The sequence below is a fragment of the Streptomyces sp. NPDC001828 genome, assembly GCF_042892175.1.
Classification (GTDB): Bacteria; Actinomycetota; Actinomycetes; order Streptomycetales; family Streptomycetaceae; genus Streptomyces.
Genome location: NZ_JBIATV010000011.1, coordinates 202,663 through 221,470, shown reverse-complemented (window position 1 = coordinate 221,470; position 18,808 = coordinate 202,663). Strand labels below are relative to the sequence as shown.

The window sequence follows — 18,808 nt, the reverse complement described above, 5'->3', positions numbered from 1 at the left end:
TTTGGCACCCGAACGGCTGCATGTCAAATGGAAGGACCGGTTCAGTTCCCCGGCACCGTCACCGTCGGCGTGTTCCAGCCGGACACCCGCAAGCGGGGCGCCGAGCCGTGCAGATCCGCCGTGCGGTAGGTCGCGGTCAGGGTCGCCGATTCGCCCGGCCACAGGCTCACCTGGTTGTCCGACCAGCGGACCGGCAGGACCGGCGCGCCCTTCGCGTCCACCAGGTGTACGTCGGTGAGGAGCGCGGGGGCCGGCCCGGAGCCCGCGCTCCGCACGGTCACCGTCGTCGTCGACGTGCCGTCCGCGCCGGTCGTGGTCGCGCCCGTCGTGCGTACCTCCGCCCTCGGCATGGAGGCGAGGCCCTTGAGGTCGGCGTACGACGTGGTCGGGGTGTGGAACCAGTCGGTGTGGGCGTAGTCGAGCGTGTCGGGCTTGGTCGAGAGCCAGTACACGTTGCGGCTCACCTCCTGGCCCGAGCCGTCGGTGAGGACGAGCTTCGCCAGATACGTCGTGGACAGGCCGCTCACCGACGCGGGGACGGTCAGCGCCGTGGTGCTCGCACCCCCGCCGCCGACGCTCACACCCGTCACGGTCCGGTCGTACTTCCGCGCGCCGTCCAGGGAGAAGAGCGAGACGCGCGCGGTCAGTCCGGAGGCCGCGGCCGGACGGCCGTTGACCACGGTCACCGCGCGGTTGTCGTAGGAGTACTGGATGTGCAGCGGCTCGTTCGCCTTCTTCGCGCCGAAGTAGGCGCCCCCCTGGTCCAGGTAACGATCCGTCAACTGCCAGTGTAGGGAAGTCCAGCCGCTGTTGAACATCCAGTACACGACCCCCGTCGCGGGATTCGTGGCGTCCTTGGCGTTACGGCCGTACGCCTCGAACTGGGCCCGTACGTTCTCGTACTGCGCGAGCTGCGCCTTGCGTACGTAGTCGTCGAGGCCGGTCGGGGCGCCGTAGCGGCCGGTCAGGGCGTCGTCGTAGAGCTTGAGCGTGGCGAAGGTGGGGGAGGGGGAGCGGTGGTACTGCTTCGCCGACGGGGATTTCCACAGGGTGTCGAGTTCGGCCGGTGACAGCATGCGGCGCAGGGTGTCCAGGGTGGGGATGTCGGGGCCCGCGCTGGTCTCGGAGTTGAAGCCGGTGGCTCCGCCCTCCTGCTTGTTGTACCAGTAGCTGGGCGGCACCCAGTCGTAGGGACCGGTCATCTTCATGCCCGAACTGCCGCTGATCGGCGCCGAGTTGTCGGACGCGGCCGCGACCACCGGCGTCGCCCAGTCGGCCGCGTTCAGCGCGTCCACGTACATCTTCTCGATCGTCCTGTCCGGCGCGAAGTCGCTGCCGATCAGGAACGAGATCACGCTCGGATGGTCGCGCAGGCGGGCGGCCTCGGCGGCCATGGACGCCTTCGCCACCGGGTAGTCGGCGGGCGTCCACGGGTCGCCCGACTCGTCGCCGTTGACCTGGCCCTCCCACTTGTCGCAGCACTCCCAGCCGGGCAGCGTCAGCATGCCGTAGCGGTCGGCCAGTTCGAAGAACTCGTCCGGCTCGATGTGACCTTCCAGGCGGATCGTGTTGAGCCCGAGGTCGAGGGCGTACCGCAGCCGGTCCTCGACGTAGGCGCGGTCCCAGCGCAGATACTCGTCGGGGGACCAACCGCCGCCCTTGACCAGCAGCGGGCGGCCGTTGATCGCGTACTGGCGGGCGCCGGCGGCGTTCAGCGGGGCCTTCACATCGCGGATGCCGAAGGACTCGTGCGCGGTGTCGGAGGTGCGCGCCGAGACCGACGCGGTGAGGGCGAGGTCGTAGAGGGGCTGGGCCCCCATGCCGGCCGGCCACCACACCCGGGGTGCTTTCAGGCGGAGTTGGGTGTGGGTGGCCGGGGTGAAGGTGATCTGCTTCGTCTCGTGCGCGGCGAGCGTCACGTCCTGGCTGAAGGAGACGTCACCGACCGTGCCGGCGACCGTCGCGGTGACCGGGGCCGCCGAGTCGTTGCGGGCCCGCGCCTTCACGGTCAGGTCCGCCGAGGACAGGGACGGGACCGCGAGGGCCGTCACCACATGCGCGTCCCGCAGCGCGACCGGGCCCCCGCGCCTGACCAGCACATCGCGGACGATGCCCATGTTCTCGTCGGGCGGCGGCTGCAACCAGTCGATCCAGCCCATCGTGAGGTTCTTCTTCGGGTCGTTGGGCTGGATGCGGAAGGCGACCGTGTTCGTGCCGGGCTTCACCAACTCCGTTACGTCCAGCTCGTGTTGGGTGTACGCGCCGGTGACCGTGCCCTTGTCGGCGATCTGCTTGCCGTTGACGTAGACGTCGGCCGCCGAGATCACCCCGCTGAAGTCGAGATAGGTGCGGGACGCGGTGTCGGTGAGGCTGAAGTCCGAGCGGTACCACCACGGGACCGCGAAGTCGGCCGCCGGGATCTTCTGCTGGTTGGCCGAGTAGAAGGGGTCGGCGTACTTGCCGGCCGCGAGCAGCGCGGCGAGGACCGTCGAGCGGGGGCCGGCCGGGTACCAGCCCGCCGTCGGATAGCCGGGGCTCGACACGGCGGCCGGCGAGTCGGCGACCTCGGCGGTCGACCGGATGGCGTACCCGGCGAGCGGGGTCGTGCCGCCGGGCGCCGTGTCGACCGAGGTGGCCGGGGCGGAACCAGGACGGGCGCCGGGCGTCGCCGACGAGGTGCCGGCCGTCAGGGCGAGGAGCAGGCCGAGTACCGCGACGGCGGCGGTCCTTGGGCGCATGGACACGGGGCGGTGGAACACGGTGGTCTCCCAGGGGGCTGGTCGGGACATCCGCGCATCGCTTCGAGTGGTGGCTCGGGTGGCAACTGCAAGTAAAGGAACCTTACTAACTTCCTGAGGAAGCTAGAGGCGGTGATAGGGGCATGTCAATCACAGGCCTGAGGAGTGACGGGGTGTCCTCAGTGCGCCGAGCGCCGCTCGAAGGCCACGTCCCGCGCGGTGCCCAGTGCCGTCGCCACCGCGCCGAGCAGTACCGCGTCCTCCCCGAGCGAGCTCGGTGCCACCTTCGGCCGCAGCGGGGTGAGCGCCCGGAGCGTCTCGCGCACGGGGCGCAGGAGGAGGTCCGCGCTGTGGCCGACGCCGCCGCCGAGCACCACGAGATCGGGGTCGAGGACGGCCGCGACCACCGCGACGGTGTGCGCGATCCGCTCGCCCTCCAGCTGAACCGCCCGGACGGCGGCGGCGGTTCCGGCCCGCGCCGCGTCGAAGACGTCCTTGGCGGTGAGCGGGCCCGCCATGCCGAGCGAGCGGGCGGCGGCGACGACCGCGTCGCCGGAGACCGCGTCCTCCAGGGTGTCCGGCTTCTGGCCGCCGGGCCACGGCAGGAAGCCGATCTCGCCGGCGCCGCCGTGCGCCCCGGTGAAGAGCTGGCCCTCACTGACCACGCCCATGCCGAGGCCGGTGCCGATCATGACGTACACGAAGAGCCTGCTGGCCGAGCCGATCCCGAAGGTGTACTCGCCGAGGGCCGCGAGGTTGGCGTCGTTGTGCACGGCCAGCGGTATGCCGAGCCGCTCCCGCATCTGGTCGAACAGGCCCGGCCTGCCCCAGCCCGGCAGGTGCTGGGCATAGCGGACCCGCCGCTTCTCGGCGTCGTACACGCCGGGCGTGCCGACCACCGCCTGGGCGACCTTGTCCGCGTCCACGCCCGAGCCCTCGACGAGCTGGTGGGCGCTGGTGACGACGAGATCGGCCATGGTGGCCGAGGTGCGCGCGTGGTTGCGCACCTCGGAGCGGGCCACCACCGTGCCGTCGAGGTCGGCCAGGGCGATCCGCAGCCAGGCCCGGCCGATGTCGATGCCGAGCGCGTAACCGGCCGTCGGGTCGGGCGCGTAGAGCACGGCGGCCCGGCCCCGTTCGGGGGTCATCGTGCCGGCTTCGCGGACCAGGCCGGCGGTTTCGAGCGAGGCGAGCGCGCTGGACACGGTGGGCTTGGACAGGCCGGTGTCACGGGCGAGCTGGGCCCGGGAGGCCGGGCCTTCGGAGCGCAGCCGGTCGAGCAGCAGACGCTCGTTGGAACTGCGCTGGCGCTGTGGGTTCCAGGGCAGGTCGCCACCCTCGTCGCTGCTGGTCATCGCATCATTCTCACGCATCGGTCCAAGTGGCTCATTGACGACCCCTTGACGGTGAAAGTAAAGGTCCTTAACTTAAGCACGCCCAACGCCGAGGGGAATCCCTGCGCCGCGTGTCGGCAGTAGCTTCCTTATCCAGACATCAGCCCAGGGAGGACCCCGTGTCCGCAACCCCTCCGCCCTCCGGCGGCTTCGTCCGCCGGATCGGACTCTTCCAGGCCACCGCCATCAACATGAGCCAGATGTGCGGCATCGGCCCCTTCGTGACCATCCCCCTGATGGTCGCCGCCTTCGGTGGCCCCCAGGCCGTCATCGGGTTCGTGGCCGGCGCGGTCCTCGCGCTCGCGGACGGTCTGATCTGGGCCGAACTCGGCGCCTCGCTGCCCGGCTCCGGCGGCAGTTACGTCTATCTGCGCCAGGCCTTCCAGTACCGCACGGGCCGCCTCATGCCGTTCCTGTTCGTCTGGACGGCGATGCTCTTCATTCCGCTCGCCATGTCCACCGGTGTCGTCGGGTTCGTGCAGTACCTCGGCTATCTCGCCCCCGGCCTCGGCAAGACCCCCGGCGACCTGATCGGGCTCGGCATCATCGCGCTCGTGGTCCTGCTGCTCTGGCGGGGGATCGAGAACATCGCCCGGATCACCGCCGTGATGTGGGTCGTGATGATCGCCTCGGTGAGTCTGGTCATCATCGCCGCCGCCACCGACTTCAGCCCCCACCTCGCCTTCCACTACCCTTCCGGCGCCTTCCAGTTGACGAGCAGTCACTTCTGGATCGGCTTCGCGGCCGGGCTCACCATCGGCATCTACGACTACCTCGGCTACAACACCACCGCCTACATGGGTGCCGAGATCAAGGACCCGGGGCGCACCCTGCCGCGCTCCATCATCTACTCCATCTTCGGCATCATGGCGATCTATCTGCTGCTCCAGATCGGCACGCTCGGCGTGATCGACTACCACCGGATGCTGGACCCGGACGACATCGCCTCCTCCTCGGTCGCCTCCGCCGTCCTGGAGAAGGCCTGGGGCAAGGGCGCCGCCGACGTGGTGACCGTCCTCATCCTGATCACCGCGTTCGCCTCGGTGTTCGCGGGACTGCTAGGCGGCTCCCGGGTCCCGTACGACGCCGCGCGCGACAAGGTGTTCTTCCGCCCCTACGCCAAGCTGCACCCCCGGCACCGCTTCCCGATGCTGGGCCTCGCCACCATGGGCGTCATCACCGCCATCGGCTTCATGATCGGCCGCCGCACCGATCTGACCACCCTCATCCAGCTGCTCACCACGGTGATGGTCATCGTCCAGGCGCTCGCCCAGATCCTCGCCGTGACGGTGCTGCGCAAGCGCCAGCCCGCACTGCGCCGCCCCTACCGGATGTGGCTCTACCCGCTGCCGAGCCTGGTCGCCCTGGTCGGCTGGCTCACCATCTACGGCTACTCCGACAAGAACTCGCCGGGCCGCCATCCCATCGAGTGGTCGCTCGCCTGGCTGGCGCTCGGCTGCGTCGCCTTCCTCCTGTGGGCACGCTTCGAGAAGGTCTGGCCGTTCGGGCCGCGCGAGATCCACGAGGAGTACCTCGACGAGCAGCGCGGGGAGTCCCTCCCGGTCTGAGCCGACCAGACGGGCGGCCCCCGCCCGGCAGCCGGACGGGGGCCAACTCCTGTGTGGAAAGCGCTAGTTGTGCGACCCGTTGACCTCCTCCGTGATCGGTATGGGCCTGGACCGGGGCGAAGGAGCGGCCGGGGACTGCCCGGTCGGGGCATCCCCGTTCTGGTTCATCGACGCGAGCAGCTGACGTGCGAGGCCAAGCCCGGTGCCGCCCATCGTCAGCGCCTTCGCGAACATCTCCGACATGCCCTCGGCGCCGTTGAGCAGCACCATGTGCTCCACATTGCCGAAGGCGGAGGCGCCCGCCTCCACGATCTGCGGCCAGTTCTCGGCGAGTTGCTGGGCGACCACGGCCTCCTGGTTCTCCGCGAGGGCCGCCGCGCGCGCCTTGATGGCCTCGGCCTCCGCGAGGCCCTGGGCCTTCGCCGACTCGGCCTGCGCGAGGCCCCTGGCCTGCGTCGCCGCCGCCTCGGCCTCGCCCGTCGCCCGGGTCGCCTTCGCGGCCGCGAGCCCGCGCGCCTCGGTGGCCTGGGCCTCGGCGGCCGCGGCCGCCTTCACCCGGGTCGCCTCGGCCGCCGCGGCCAGCTCGGTCTCCTTCGCCTTGGCCTGAGCCGCCGAGATGCGGGCGTCACGCTCGGCCTCGGCCAGCGTCCGCTTCTCGTACGCCTGGGCGTCGGCCGGCTTGCGCACGTCCGCCTGGAGCTGCTGCTCGCGGCGGTGGGCCTCCAGTTCGGCGACCCGGGTCTCCTGGACCACCACCTCCTGGCGGGCGGCGGCGTCCGCGAGCGGGCCCGCCTGCCGCGAGCTGGCCGCTGCCTTGTCCCGCTCGGCCTGATAGCCGGCCTGGAGGATCTCGCTGTCCCGGGTCGCCTCCGACATCCGCGCGAACGCGGCCTGTTCGGCCTCGGTCGCTCGCAGGTTGGCCTCGGCCTGCGCGATGCGCGCGTCCCGCTGCACCGCGGCGGCGTGCGGCATCGCCAGGTTCTTGATGTAGCCGGTCGGGTCCTCGATCTCGTGGATCTGCAACGAGTCCACGATCAGGCCCAGCTTCTCCATCTCCGTACCGCAGGCCGCCCGGGTCTGCCCGGTGAGCTTGTCGCGGTCCCGGATCATGTCCTCGACCGTCAACCCGCCCACGATGGAACGGAGATGACCGGCGAAGACGTTGTGCACCCGGTCCGACATCATCTTCTGCTGGTCGAGGAAGCGGCGGGCCGCGTTCGCGATCGACACGAAGTCGTCGCCCACCTTGAAGATGACCACGCCGCGCACCCGCAGCGGAATGCCCTGCTGGGTCACGCAGTCCACCGAGAGCTCGGTCTCGTTGAGATCGAGCGACAGCTTCCTGACCGCCTGCACACCGGGCAGCACCAGGGTCCCCCGACCGGTGACGATCCGGAACCCCATGCCCTCGCCTAGCCCCTCGGTCCGGTGCTTGGACCCGGAGATGACGAGTGCCTCGTTCGGTTCGGCCACCCGCCACATGAGCTTGAACAGGCCTACCAGAACGATGATGGCGGCGAGAACGAGTCCCGCCGCGACGCCGATGACCATCGGCATACGCCCCCTTCACGCAGTGCCGCTCGGCACTGACGAGGGGAGTTTGCTCCTGGCCGCCGATGGCGGGAAGACGCTGACGTTTCCTTGTCGCAATCTTGATACGCACCGGTGAACGCGCAGGTGAGGAGCGGGTCAACTTGAGCGTGGGAGTGCTCAGTTGTCGTATGCGGCCATCACGTAGACCGTGCGCGGAGGCAGGTATTCGACCACCGTGACCACCGTCCCCGTCTCCAGCCGGCCGGTGCCCGGCGCGGGGTGGGCCAGGAAGTGCTCGGCCCCGCCCCGGATCCTGACGATGACCTCACCCACGAGCCCGGGCCCGACCGTTCCGCTCACCCTGCCCGGCAGCCCCACCATGTCCTCGCCCATCGGGGGAGCGTACTGGACCGGCCGGGCGCCCGTTGCGGGCACCGCATACGGTGTTGCCCATGACGCAAAGCGACGGCGACCTGGACAGCCTGGTACGCAAACGGATCCGCGCCCTGCGCCTGGCCCAGGGCTGGTCCCTCGAAGAGCTGGCCTCGCGGGCCAAACTCAGCCAGTCCACGCTCAGCCGGATCGAGAACGGGCAGCGCCGCCTCGCCCTGGACAGCCTCGTCATCCTGGCCCGCGCCCTGGACACCACGCTGGACCAGCTCGTGGAGACCGCCGCGGAGGACGTCGTCTCCAGCCCGACGATCGACGCCTCCCGGGGGCAGATGCGCTGGCCCGTCAAGGCGGACCCCGGCATGAGCGTCATCCGGCAGCGCATGACCGAGCCGCCGCCCGACAACCCCTCGCGGATGCGCGCCCACCCCGGCCGCGAATGGCTCGTGGTCCTCTCCGGCACCGCGGTGCTGCTGCTCGGCAACCGCCGCATCCGGGTCGAGACGAACCAGGCCGCCGAGTTCCCCACGATGCTGCCGCACGCCATCGGAGCGGAGGGCGGCCCGTGCGAGATCCTCGGCATCTTCGACCGCGACGCCCGCCGGGGCCATCAGCGCGGCGACGGCGGCGAGAGCCCCGCCTGAGAACCACCGGGCCGCCCCCGGGCAGGGGGGTTTCTTGCGCGTTCGGCAGCCGATCGGGGCATCGTCTTGCGCATTCGCGGTCGCGCCGTGCCGCGCCCGTACGACCGGCTTAGCGTGGGCGGCATGAGTCACGCAAGCCCGCACACGGCACCCGACCACCAGGCCGGCCACGGCCACGCCCCGCACGCCTCGCACTCCCAGCCCTTCCGGCACGACGCCGACGGCGAGGCGGAGATCCTCGATCTGGACGCGGCCGTGCTGGCCGAGCACATCGCCTCCATCACCGCTTCCCTCCCGCTCACCGCCGAGCCACGCCACATCGTGGACCTGGGCTGTGGGACCGGCACCGGCACCTTCGCCCTGCTCGCCCGCTTCCCCGAGGCCCAGGTGACCGCCGTCGACACCTCGGCCGACCATCTGCGGCGCCTGCGCGAGAAGGCCGAAGCGAAGGGGGTGGCCGACCGGGTCCGTACCGTACAAGCGGATCTGGACGTCGAGTGGCCCGACCTCGGCGCGCCCGAACTGGTCTGGGCCTCCGCCTCGATGCACCACATGGCCGACCCCGACCGCACCCTGCGCGCGGTGCACGACCTGCTCGCGCCCGGCGGCCTCTTCGCCGTCGTCGAGCTGTCCGGCTTCCCGCGCTTCCTGCCCGAGGACGCCCCGAGCGAGCGCCCCGGCCTCGAAGAGCGCTGCCACGCCGCGAGCGAGCGCCACCACGCCGAGCACGTGCCGCACCGCGGCGCCGACTGGGGGCCCATGCTGACCGGCGCCGGGTTCGCCATCGAGGACCACCGCACGATCACCGTGCACCTCGACCGCTCCCACAGCGACGCCGTCGGCCGCTACGCCCTGCACAGCCTCCGCCGCATGCGCGACACCGTCACCCAGAACCTGTCGGCCGAGGACCTCGACGCCTACGACCAACTCCTGGACACCGAGAGCCCGCGGAGCATCCTGCACCGCGACGACCTCGCCGTGCGCACCGAGCGCACGGTCTGGGCCGCCCGGCGCGGCGACTGAGACCGGGGTCAGGACCGCGTGTCCGGATGTGACAGGGAATCGTCATTGCGGCCACCAGGGCGGGCGCGGAGGATGGGTGCATGCCCACTTCGCACCGGGTCGTCATCGCGGTCTTCCCCGATGTCGACCTCCTCGACGTCACCGGACCGGCCGAGGTCTTCGCCCTGGCCAACCGGGAGACCGGCGGTCACGCCGGGTACGAGGTGCGCCTCGCCGGGCCCGCAGCCGGCGAGGTGCGCACCTCGGCGGGCGTGCGGCTGCTCGCCGACCTGGCGTTCGCCGAGGTCGGCCCGCACGTGGACACCCTGCTCGTGCCCGGGGCGGTCGACCTGACCGACGCGGGACCCGTCGCCCGCCTCGATCCGGACGTCGTGTCCTGGGTGCGGGACACCGCACCGCACGCCCGCCGGGTCGCGTCGGTGTGCGTGGGCGCCCACGTCCTCGCGGCGGCCGGGCTCCTGGACGGCAGGACGGCGACCACCCACTGGTCGACCGCCGCCCAGCTCGCCGCCGACCACCCCGCCGTCACGGTCGACCCGGACCCCATCTTCGTCCGCACCGACCGGGGGCGGCTGTGGACCGGCGCCGGGATCAGCGCCTGCCTGGACCTCGCGCTCGCCCTGGTCGCCGAGGACCAGGGCGAGGAGGTCGCCCTCGCGGTGGCCCGGCAACTGGTGATGTATCTCAGACGGCAGGGCGGCCAGAGCCAGTTCTCCGTGCCGCTGAGCCGGCCCGCCACCTCCCGGCGCGACATCGACGAGCTGCGCCTGTGGATCGCCGACCACCTCGACGAGGACCTGTCGGCCCAGGCTCTGGCGGCGCGCATGTGTCTGAGCGAGCGGCACTTCGCCCGGGTCTTCAAACAGGAGACCGGCGCGAGCCCCGCCGCCTATGTGGAGGCCGCCCGGGTCGAGGCGGCCCGGCGCCTGCTAGAGACCACCGACTGCCCGCTCGACGAGGTGGCGGGGGAGGCCGGGCTCGGCTCGGTGGAAACCCTGCACCGGGCGGTCAGGCGACAGCTCGCGACGACCCCGGCCGCCTACCGCCGCCGCTTCCGCACCCAGCCCGCCTGACCCCTTCGAGCCTCCTGCGAACGCGAGGCGGACGGCTTCCCCGAACGCGAGCCCGACGGCTTCGCCCTGCCCGGAACCACGAGCGGGTCTCCCCTCCAGTTTTCCGTCAACTCCCTTACGAAAGGCTCCCGATGAGCACCGTAGAGAACTCCGCCGGCCGGCCCTCCACGACCCTGCGCGAGGTGGTCGGCCTGGACAGCCGGCCGCCGAAGCTCGGCGACTCCGTCCTGATCCTGGTCGACTACCAGAACACCTACCGCACCGGCGTGATGGCCCTGGAAGGGGCCGAGGAAGCCCTCGCGGCCGGGGCCCGTCTGCTGGCGCGGGCCCGCGCCGAGGGCGCGCCGGTCGTGCACATCGTCAACGACGGCGGCGAGGGCGGCCCGTACGACATCCGCGCCCACATCGGCGCCATCAGCGACGAGGTGGCCCCGCGCGACGGGGAGCCCGTCGTGGTCAAGCAGTTCCCCAACTCCTTCCACCTCACCGGTCTGGAGCAGACCCTGACCGAACTCGGCGCGGCCCCGGGCAGCGGCAAGGACCTGGTCATCGCCGGATTCATGACCCACATGTGCGTCAACTACACGGCGCAGGGCGCCTTCAACCTCGGCTACCGGCCCACGGTCGTCGCCGAGACCACGGCGACCCGCCCGCTCACCGCGCCCGACGGCACGGTCCTGCGCGCGCGGGACCTCCAGGCCGCCGCGCTCACCGCGATCACCGACCTGTTCGGTGTCGTGGTGCCCACGGTCGACGCGCTCCCGGCCTGAGCGAGGACGTCCGGGCGGCCGGAACGGGGGTCCGGCCGCCCGTCGACGTCAGATCCAGCCGTCGAGCGAGGCCATGAACCCGTCGAAGTCGTCGCGGTGGATGGTGTGCCCCGCGCCCGCGACGGTACGGACCTCGAAGCCGCGCGCTTCGAGGCGGGCCGCCTCGGCCGCGTCGTACAGGAAACTCGCCTCGGCGAACTGGACGAGCGAAGGGACGACGGCCTTCGCGGGGGCCAGGTCCGAGCCGAACATCCCGGCGAGGCCGAGCGCGGTGTTCTCGTCCCAGAGCTTCAGGGTCGCCAGCTCGATGTCGACGTCCTCCTCCTCCCAGCGCGGGTTGAGGCCCGCGACCATGTCCCGGGTCGCCGACTTGAACTGGGCGAACAGCTCCGGACTGACGCTCTCCTCAGGGGAGTTGACGTTCCAGGCCGGGTCCGAGTAGACCGCCCGGGCCGGCCGCAGCCGCTCGGCGGCGAGCGAGAGGGAGAGTCCGCCCAGCGAATGTCCGATCGCCAACTCGGCGTCGGTGGGCAGGGTTTCGACGAGGTCGTCGGCGAAGAGCTCGGCGCGGTACTCGCCGCGCCCGCTCGCGCCATGGCCGCGCAGGTCCACCGCGATGACGCGATAGCCCCGCTCGGCGAGCGCCGGGCCCACCTTCCGCCAGGTGCGGTGGTCGGCCATGATCCCGTGGATCAGGAGCGCGACCCGGTCGCCCTCTCCCCAGGTGTGGGTGTTGAGCTGCACGGTATTGCCTTTCGGTACGGGTGGTGCTGTCGAACGGGGGGTGTACGGGCCGGGGCGGGCGGTGCGGTCAGGCGCGGGCCCGCCCCGGAACCGTACGGATACGGACCCGTGGCCCGCGCGACTGTCAGGCGCGCGCGGGCCCCGGGCCCGTACGTCTGTCAGCGCACGGACCTGATCGGACGCACGGCGAGGGCGCCCAGGACCGAGAGCACGGCTCCGGCCAGGAACAGCGCGGTGTAGCCGCCGCTGACCGAGACGATCAGGGAGGCCGCGAACGGGGCGACGATCTGCGGGCCCGCGTTGGCGACGTTGAGGACGCCCATGTCACGGGCGGCGTCCTCGGCCTTGGGCAGGACCAGGGTGACGAGCGCGGTGTCGACCGCCATGTAGCAGCCGAAGCCGAGCCCGTTGACGACCGCGAACGCGATCATCGCGGGCCAGCTCGGCGAGACGGCCGGAATGATCAGGGCCGCGGCGGACAGGGCCGCCGAGGCGCCGACGAACAGCTTGCGCCGGTCGTGCCGGTCGGACAGCCAGCCGCCGAGCACGGTCGAGACCACCATGGCGAGGGCGTTGACCGGCGTCAGGATCGCCACCGCGTGCTCGGGTGCGAGGCCCGAGGGCAGATGGGTGTGGTCCTGGAGGATGTAGAGCTGATATCCGGCCACCGAGAAGTACCCGAGCACGAGCAGCGCCCGGCCGATGAACGCCCAGCGGAAGTCGTGATCGCGCAGCGCGCCGGTGAAGGCGGAGAGCTGCTGGGCGAAGGGCAGCGGGGCCTTGGCGGGCCGTCTCTCCTCGCGCGTCCCGGCCGTGAAGACGACCGCGGCGACGGCGATGAGGGCGCCGAAGACCAGGTAGCCGGTGCGGTAGTGGTCGGAGAAGGCCGCGCCGAGCAGCGCGCCGATGGTGGAGCCGAACGGCAGCCCGAGCCCGACGGCGGCCGACGCCCTGCCCCGGGCGGACAGCGGCACCCGGTCGGGGACGACCGAGGTGAGGGCGGCCTGGTAGACGTTGAGGACGGCCTGGCCGAGACACCACACGATGGTCACGAGGAGCAGCGTGTGGACCGTGCCGAGCAGCAGCATCACGGGCAGCGCGAGCAGGCCGCCGCCGAGTATCCAGGGGTTGCGGCGCCCCGAACGGTCGGAGAGCGCGCCCGCCACCGGGTTGAACACGGTCGCGAAGATCGCCGAGACACCGGAGACGAGACCGAAGTCGGCGACCTTGTGCGCCGCGTCGATGTGCTCGATCTGGAGCGCGAGCAGCACGCCGGGCACGCCGATGTAGAGGGCGTACATGGCGGTGTTGCCGAGCAGCAGCAGCGGAAGGAGCCCGCGTGCGGGCCGGGGAGCCGGGGCGGTGACGGCCAGGGGCATGCCGGTACCGGGGGAGGAAAGGGCCACGCTGCCCTCCGAGGAGTGGGAAGAGGCGGACGAGGGGTGCGAGCGCGTGCGGTGCCGGGTCCGATCGGTACGGAACGCGGGTTCCGGACACGGGAGGACACCTGCTGACACCGGTGACCGACGGGGTGACGGCCTCATGGTGACACGTGTAAATGACTCGCGTAAGCACTGTGTAGCATCGAATTCAGGCCATCCGCTAGACCCCGGCCCGGACGCGTCTGGAAAGATGCCGATCGCGATGAGCCAGACACCCAAGCAGCCTGCCGACCGTCCCGTACCGACCAGTGCCGATGTGGCGCGGCTCGCCGGGGTATCCCGGGCGACCGTGAGTTACGTGCTCAACAACACCTCGGCCGTGCGGATCAGCGAGCCCACCCGGATCAAGGTCCGGGCCGCCGCCGAGGAGCTGGGCTATGTGCCGCACGCCGCCGCCCGCAGCCTGCGCGCCGGACACACCCGGATCGTGCTGCTGCCCACGGCGCACATCCCGGTGGGCCCGCTCTACAGCCGGTTCTTCAACGAGCTCCAGTGGGAGCTGCGCCGGCTCGACTACACCGTCGTGCAGTACGGCAGCCTCGGGCTCGGCGCAGACGAGGCGGCCCGTGCGTGGGCCGAGCTGCGGCCGGTCGCGGTGGTCTCGCTCGGCGAGATCGAACTCACCCCGCAGGGCGTCCAGCTCCTCAAGCGCTCCGGCGCCCGGGCGGTCATAACGCTGGGCCCGCAGCGCGTCGAGGGTGCCCACGCGCTGGTGATGGACCAGCGCGAGATCGGCGAGAGCGCCGTCGCCCACCTCATGGAGCGGGGCCGTCGCCGGATCGGGGTGCTCGTCCCCGAGGAGCCCGGCCTCGAACTCTTCTCCCGGCCGCGCCTGGCCGGCGCCCGCAAGGCCGCGCACGGCACGGACGCCGTCGTCGAACCCGTCACGATGGCGTACACGGAGGAGTCCGCGTCCGAACTCGCCTCCCGCTGGCGCGAGTTGGGCCTGGACGCGGTGTTCGCCTACAACGACGAGTACGCGATGCTCCTGATGCGCGCGCTTCAGGACGCCGACATCGATGTCCCCGGCGAGGCCGCCGTGATCGGCGCCGACGACCTCCTGCTCGGCAGGCTGCTGCGCCCCCGCCTCAGCACGGTCCACGTCGACATGGTGACCGGCCGCCACCTGGCCGAACTGGTCGACCGCGTGGTACGGGACCCGGACGGCGCCCCCGAGCGGCACGACCTGATGGGCGCCCGGGCGCTGCCGCGCGAATCGAGCTGAACGGGGTTCGCCGGACGGCGTGCGGTGCGGGCGCGGGGTGTCTAGCGTCGGAGCATGAGCAACCAACCGCAGCACACGAGCCGCCCCCCGCAGCGCTTCGAGATCCTGCTGGTTCCCGAACACGTCGAGTCCCGGGGCGACGCCTCGGTGGTCGACAGCGCCGTACGGTCCGCCGTCGTCGAGGCGACCGGCGAGGAGGGGGTCTCGGGCTACCCCCGCTACGCCGGGCACGGCATCGAGGCGGAGATCGACTCCGCCGGGCGCGTGGTCGAGGCGCTGCTCGTCGACGGGTCCGAACTCGACATCGGCCTGACCGCAGTGGTCAGGGAGGTGCCGCCCCGCCCCGGTGCCTGATCGGGTTCCGGCCGGGGCCCGTTGACAGCGGACGGCGCGGGGCAGAGACTCGGGCGCAGCCATTCATGAACATCACTTCACTGGGCGAACAGACTGCCGTGGCGGCCGCTAAGCGGTGAAGAGATCTGTGGGAGAGACCCGATGAGCATCCGCGACGTGTACATCGTCGACGCCGTCCGCACCCCGATCGGAAAGTTCGGGGGCGCCCTCGCCTCGGTGCGGCCCGACGACCTCGCCGCGCACGTGGTCAGGTCACTGGTGGACCGCAGCCCGGAGCTCGACCCCGCCCGCATCGACGACGTGTACTTCGGGGACGCCAACGGCGCGGGGGAGGACAACCGCGATGTGGCCCGGATGGCCGTGCTGCTCGCGGGGCTGCCCGTCTCGGTGCCCGGCGTCACCGTCAACCGCCTGTGCGGCTCGGGCCTGGAAGCCGTCATCCAGGCCGCCCGCGCGATCGCGGTCGGCGACGCCTCGATCGCCGTCGCGGGCGGCGTCGAGTCGATGTCCCGCGCCCCCTGGGTCGTCCAGAAGCCCGAACGGGCCTTCCCCGCAGGGCATCAGCAGATGTTCTCCACCACCCTCGGCTGGCGCATGACCAACCCGAGGATGCCGGCCGAGTGGACGGTCTCGCTCGGCGAGGGCGCCGAACTCGTCGCCGACCGGCACGGCATCACGCGTGAGCAGCAGGACGCCTTCGCCCTGGAGAGCCACCGCAAGGCCGCCGAGGCCTGGGCCAAGGGCCTCTACGACGGCGAGGTCGTCCCGTACGAGGGTGTCGAGCTCGCCCGCGACGAGTGCATCCGGGAGTCCTCCCTCGAAGCGCTCGCCCGTCTCAAGCCCGCCTTCCGCGCGGACGGTTCGGTCACCGCGGGCAACGCCTCGCCGCTCAACGACGGCGCCGCCGCGCTGCTCCTCGTCGACGAGGACGGACTGCGCGCCACCGGCCGCGAGCCGCTCGCCCGCATCCGTAGCTCCGCCGTCACCGGCATCGAGCCCCAGCTCTTCGGGCTCGGCCCCGTCGAGGCGGTCCGCCGGGCGCTGGCCAAGGCGGGCCGGGACTTCGGCGACCTCACCACCTGCGAGCTGAACGAGGCGTTCGCCGCCCAGTCGCTCGGCTGTCTCGCCGAATGGCCCGGCCTCGACCCCGCCGTGGTCAACCCGCGCGGCGGCGCCATCGCGATCGGCCATCCGCTGGGTGCCTCCGGCGCCCGCCTCGCCGGGGCCGTCGCGCACCAGCTGGCCGCGGCCGGCTCGGGCACGGGCCTTGCGGCCCTGTGCATCGGCGTGGGCCAGGGCCTCGCCCTCGTACTGGAACGCTGACCGGCCCGGACCCGTACGGCACCTCGGCAAGGGTGCCGTCACGCGCGCACGGCGCCCTGTCATGGATGCCGTCAACTGGCGTGTCCGGTAAAGGACTTAGCCTCATTACCTCCCCTCCGACGCGGAAGTGACTGGAGAGCCTCCATGGCCCTGCTCGATCCCAAGACGTGGCAGCCCGCACCGCTCGCCGGGGGTGAGTACGAGGTCGTCGAGCCCGCCACCGGCGAGTCGCTCGGTGCCGTCACCCTCGCCGGCGGCGAGGACGTGGAGGCGGCCGCCACCTCCGCCGTCGCGGCGCAGTCCGCCTGGGCGCGCACCCCGCACCTGGTGCGCGCGGCCGTGCTGCGCAAGGCGGGAGACCTGTTCAGCCACCACGCCGACGAACTGCGGGAATGGATCGTACGAGAGTCCGGATCGGTGCCCGGCAAGGCCGACTTCGAGCTTCACGTCGCCGCCCAGGAGTGCTACGAGGCGGCCGCCCTCGCCTCCCGGCCGCTCGGCGAGATACTCCCGAGCGAGCAGCCCCGGCTCTCCTACACCCGGCGGGTCCCGGTCGGGGTGACCGGGGTGATCGCCCCGTTCAACGCCCCGCTCATCCTGTCCATCCGCTCGGTGGCGCCCGCGCTCGCGCTGGGCAACGCCGTGCTGCTCAAGCCCGATCCGCGCACCTCGGTCTGCGGCGGGCTCGCGCTCGGGGCCGTGTTCGCCGAGGCCGGGCTGCCCGAAGGGCTGCTGCACATCCTGCCCGGCGGCGCCGAGACCGGACAGGCGCTGGTCGCCGACCCCCGGATCCCGGTCATCTCCTTCACCGGCTCGACCGCCGCCGGCCGCCGGGTCGGCGAGGCGGCCGGCCGTCAACTCAAGCGCGCGCACCTGGAGTTGGGCGGAAACTCCGCGCTCGTCGTGCTCGCCGACGCGGACATCGAGGGCGCGATCGCCCAGGCCACCTGGGGGTCCTTCTTTCACCAGGGTCAGATCTGCATGACCACGGGCCGCCACCTCGTGCACGACTCCTTGTACGACGAGTACGTCGAGCGGCTCGCCGCCAAGGCCGAGGCGCTGACCGTGGGCGACCCCTACCGCGAGCGGGTCCACCTCGGGCCCGTCATCGACCGGCGCCAACTCGCCAAGATCCAGGGCCTGGTGGAGTCCAGCACCGCGCGCGGCGCCCGGCTCGCCGCCGGCGGCAGCCACCGCGGCCTCTTCCACCGCCCGACCGTCCTCGCCGACGTCGACGACCACACCCCCGCCTACGCCGAGGAGGTCTTCGGGCCGGTCGCCCCGGTGCGCTCGTTCGCCACCCTGGACGAGGCCGCGGCCTTGGCCGCGAGCGGCCCCTACGGGCTCTCGCTCGGCATCGTCACCCGGGACACCGCGCTCGGCCTGGAGCTCGTGGACCGGATCCCGACCGGGATCGCCCACATCAACGACCAGACGGTCAACGACGAGGCCGTCGCGCCCTTCGGCGGGATCGCGGCCTCCGGCACCGGCGCCCGCTTCGGCGGCTCGGCCAACCTGGACGCCTTCACCGAACTGCGCTGGACCACCGTGCGCCGAGAACCGGCCGGCCACCCCTTCTAGCCGCACCGGTCACCGGTCACCGGTGTTCGGACAGCGCGACCCCGGTCATGAGGACCGGACACCGCTCGTGCATCCTTGCCCGGTGCACTCGGTCTTCTCCGGATTCCTGCCCATCTGGATCATCACCGCGTTCGGCTGGGCCGCCGGGCGGTTCGGCCTGCTCGGCGACCAGGCCCAACAGGTGCTCGGCCGCTTCGCGTTCACCTTCGCCATGCCCTCCCTGCTCTTTCTGACGATGGCGAAGTCACGGCCCGGCGACCTGGCACAGCCCGGCGTCGCGGTCTTCGCCCTCAGCCTGCTCGCCGTGTTCGCGGCGGGCCTGGTGGCCGGCGGGCGGCTCTTCGGGCGCAAGAGGGCCGAGCAGGCGATCGGCGCGATGGCCGCCTCCTATGTGAACTCGGCGAACCTCGGCATCCCGGTCGCCGTACACGTCCTGCACGACACCTCGTTCATCGTGGCCGCGGCCCTCTTCCAGATGCTGTTCATCACGCCCCTGATCCTGGTGCTCATCGAACTGGACGTACGCCGAGACGCGCCCCGACGGTGGCTGCGCATGCTCCAACTGCCCATACGCAACCCGGTCGTTGGCGCATCGGCGGCCGGGGTGGCGGTCGCCGCGCTCGGCCTCCGCCTGCCCGACGAGGTGACCTCGCCGCTCACCATCCTCGGCGGCGGCGCCGTCCCCGCCGCCCTGTTCGCGCTCGGCATGTCGCTCACCGAGCGGACCTCGGCCGCCCGGGGGGAGCGGGCCGAACGCGCCCTGCTCGTCACCCTGAAGACGGCCGTCCAGCCGCTCCTGGCCCATGCGCTGGGGAGGTGGGCCTTCGGGCTCGGCGGGCACGAGCTGTTCGCGGTGGTGCTCTGCGCCGGGCTGCCGACCGCCCAGAACGCCTTCATCTTCGCCTCCGAATACCGCCTCGACACCGCGCTGCCCCGGGACACCGTGCTGCTCTCGACCCTCCTGTCGATGGCGTCCCTGTCCCTGATCGCGGTCCTGCTCGGCTGA

At 72.0% G+C, this 18,808-nt stretch carries 16 protein-coding genes; 10 read left to right on the top strand and 6 right to left on the bottom strand.

The features are described 5' to 3' along the window. Positions 1–41: 41 nt before the first annotated feature. Together ACFYZA_RS28330 and ACFYZA_RS28325 are read right to left on the bottom strand one after the other, a co-directional pair. Positions 42–2,789 carry an exo-beta-D-glucosaminidase gene (locus ACFYZA_RS28330; protein WP_388493430.1) on the bottom strand — a complete coding sequence of 916 codons (2,748 nt, stop codon included), beginning with the start codon at positions 2,787–2,789 and terminating at the stop codon, positions 42–44. Positions 2,790–2,917: 128 nt separating this feature from the next. After that, on the bottom strand, positions 2,918–4,093 hold the full coding sequence (locus ACFYZA_RS28325) for an ROK family protein (protein WP_382586432.1): 1,176 nt from the start codon (positions 4,091–4,093) through the stop codon (positions 2,918–2,920). 158 nt (positions 4,094–4,251) lie between these two features. Here ACFYZA_RS28325 and ACFYZA_RS28320 point away from each other — a divergent pair, with 158 nt between their 5' ends. After that, positions 4,252–5,700 (top strand): APC family permease, encoded by a 1,449-nt coding sequence (locus ACFYZA_RS28320; protein ID WP_388493428.1) that lies wholly within the window; start codon positions 4,252–4,254, stop codon positions 5,698–5,700. 63 nt (positions 5,701–5,763) lie between these two features. Here ACFYZA_RS28320 and ACFYZA_RS28315 read toward each other — a convergent pair whose 3' ends face one another. Next, positions 5,764–7,257: a flotillin family protein gene (locus tag ACFYZA_RS28315; RefSeq protein WP_382586437.1), complete on the bottom strand. Its 1,494-nt coding sequence runs from the start codon at positions 7,255–7,257 to the stop codon at positions 5,764–5,766. Positions 7,258–7,410: 153 nt separating this feature from the next. Then, on the bottom strand, positions 7,411–7,626 hold the full coding sequence (locus tag ACFYZA_RS28310; protein ID WP_382586440.1) for a hypothetical protein: 216 nt from the start codon (positions 7,624–7,626) through the stop codon (positions 7,411–7,413). Positions 7,627–7,685: 59 nt separating this feature from the next. On the opposite strand from ACFYZA_RS28310, the gene ACFYZA_RS28305 reads away from it, so the two are divergent. The 4 genes from ACFYZA_RS28305 (at position 7,686) to ACFYZA_RS28290 (ending at position 11,133) form a co-directional block, all read left to right on the top strand. After that, positions 7,686–8,267: a helix-turn-helix domain-containing protein gene (locus tag ACFYZA_RS28305; RefSeq protein WP_388493426.1), complete on the top strand. Its 582-nt coding sequence runs from the start codon at positions 7,686–7,688 to the stop codon at positions 8,265–8,267. Between the two features lie 123 nt (positions 8,268–8,390). Further along, on the top strand, positions 8,391–9,290 hold the full coding sequence (locus ACFYZA_RS28300) for a class I SAM-dependent methyltransferase (RefSeq protein WP_388493424.1): 900 nt from the start codon (positions 8,391–8,393) through the stop codon (positions 9,288–9,290). Between the two features lie 80 nt (positions 9,291–9,370). After that, positions 9,371–10,363, top strand: coding sequence for a GlxA family transcriptional regulator (locus ACFYZA_RS28295; RefSeq protein WP_382586449.1), 993 nt, complete (start codon positions 9,371–9,373; stop codon positions 10,361–10,363). Positions 10,364–10,494: 131 nt separating this feature from the next. Beyond that, complete coding sequence (locus ACFYZA_RS28290) at positions 10,495–11,133, top strand: isochorismatase family protein (RefSeq protein WP_388493423.1); 639 nt, start codon at positions 10,495–10,497, stop codon at positions 11,131–11,133. A 48-nt stretch (positions 11,134–11,181) separates the two neighbouring features. Here ACFYZA_RS28290 and ACFYZA_RS28285 read toward each other — a convergent pair whose 3' ends face one another. Beyond that, positions 11,182–11,877 carry an alpha/beta fold hydrolase gene (locus ACFYZA_RS28285; RefSeq protein WP_388493421.1) on the bottom strand — a complete coding sequence of 232 codons (696 nt, stop codon included), beginning with the start codon at positions 11,875–11,877 and terminating at the stop codon, positions 11,182–11,184. A 158-nt stretch (positions 11,878–12,035) separates the two neighbouring features. Continuing rightward, on the bottom strand, positions 12,036–13,283 hold the full coding sequence (locus ACFYZA_RS28280; RefSeq protein WP_382586457.1) for an MFS transporter: 1,248 nt from the start codon (positions 13,281–13,283) through the stop codon (positions 12,036–12,038). A 238-nt stretch (positions 13,284–13,521) separates the two neighbouring features. Here ACFYZA_RS28280 and ACFYZA_RS28275 point away from each other — a divergent pair, with 238 nt between their 5' ends. The 5 genes from ACFYZA_RS28275 (at position 13,522) to ACFYZA_RS28255 (ending at position 18,808) form a co-directional block, all read left to right on the top strand. Beyond that, positions 13,522–14,544 carry a LacI family DNA-binding transcriptional regulator gene (locus ACFYZA_RS28275; protein ID WP_382586460.1) on the top strand — a complete coding sequence of 341 codons (1,023 nt, stop codon included), beginning with the start codon at positions 13,522–13,524 and terminating at the stop codon, positions 14,542–14,544. Between the two features lie 54 nt (positions 14,545–14,598). Continuing rightward, positions 14,599–14,898 carry a hypothetical protein gene (locus tag ACFYZA_RS28270; protein WP_382586463.1) on the top strand — a complete coding sequence of 100 codons (300 nt, stop codon included), beginning with the start codon at positions 14,599–14,601 and terminating at the stop codon, positions 14,896–14,898. Positions 14,899–15,039: 141 nt separating this feature from the next. Further along, positions 15,040–16,221: a thiolase family protein gene (locus tag ACFYZA_RS28265; RefSeq protein WP_388493419.1), complete on the top strand. Its 1,182-nt coding sequence runs from the start codon at positions 15,040–15,042 to the stop codon at positions 16,219–16,221. Between the two features lie 144 nt (positions 16,222–16,365). Next, positions 16,366–17,802 carry a benzaldehyde dehydrogenase gene (locus tag ACFYZA_RS28260; RefSeq protein WP_388493417.1) on the top strand — a complete coding sequence of 479 codons (1,437 nt, stop codon included), beginning with the start codon at positions 16,366–16,368 and terminating at the stop codon, positions 17,800–17,802. An 82-nt stretch (positions 17,803–17,884) separates the two neighbouring features. Next, the gene (locus tag ACFYZA_RS28255) at positions 17,885–18,808 is read left to right on the top strand and encodes an AEC family transporter (RefSeq protein ID WP_388493416.1); all 924 of its coding nucleotides are present in this window, start codon (positions 17,885–17,887) and stop codon (positions 18,806–18,808) included.

Excerpts from the sequence above, each read along its gene's own strand:
- ACFYZA_RS28305 (WP_388493426.1), top strand. The coding sequence starts at position 7,686 with ATGACGCAAAGCGACGGCGACCTGGACAGCCTGGTACGCAAACGGATC.
- ACFYZA_RS28330 (WP_388493430.1), bottom strand. The coding sequence starts at position 2,789 with ATGTCCCGACCAGCCCCCTGGGAGACCACCGTGTTCCACCGCCCCGTG.
- ACFYZA_RS28290 (WP_388493423.1), top strand. The coding sequence starts at position 10,495 with ATGAGCACCGTAGAGAACTCCGCCGGCCGGCCCTCCACGACCCTGCGC.
- ACFYZA_RS28315 (WP_382586437.1), bottom strand. The coding sequence starts at position 7,257 with ATGCCGATGGTCATCGGCGTCGCGGCGGGACTCGTTCTCGCCGCCATC.
- ACFYZA_RS28260 (WP_388493417.1), top strand. The coding sequence starts at position 16,366 with ATGGCCCTGCTCGATCCCAAGACGTGGCAGCCCGCACCGCTCGCCGGG.
- ACFYZA_RS28295 (WP_382586449.1), top strand. The coding sequence starts at position 9,371 with ATGCCCACTTCGCACCGGGTCGTCATCGCGGTCTTCCCCGATGTCGAC.
- ACFYZA_RS28325 (WP_382586432.1), bottom strand. The coding sequence starts at position 4,093 with ATGACCAGCAGCGACGAGGGTGGCGACCTGCCCTGGAACCCACAGCGC.
- ACFYZA_RS28265 (WP_388493419.1), top strand. The coding sequence starts at position 15,040 with ATGAGCATCCGCGACGTGTACATCGTCGACGCCGTCCGCACCCCGATC.
- ACFYZA_RS28270 (WP_382586463.1), top strand. The coding sequence starts at position 14,599 with ATGAGCAACCAACCGCAGCACACGAGCCGCCCCCCGCAGCGCTTCGAG.
- ACFYZA_RS28310 (WP_382586440.1), bottom strand. The coding sequence starts at position 7,626 with ATGGGCGAGGACATGGTGGGGCTGCCGGGCAGGGTGAGCGGAACGGTC.
- ACFYZA_RS28275 (WP_382586460.1), top strand. The coding sequence starts at position 13,522 with ATGAGCCAGACACCCAAGCAGCCTGCCGACCGTCCCGTACCGACCAGT.
- ACFYZA_RS28300 (WP_388493424.1), top strand. The coding sequence starts at position 8,391 with ATGAGTCACGCAAGCCCGCACACGGCACCCGACCACCAGGCCGGCCAC.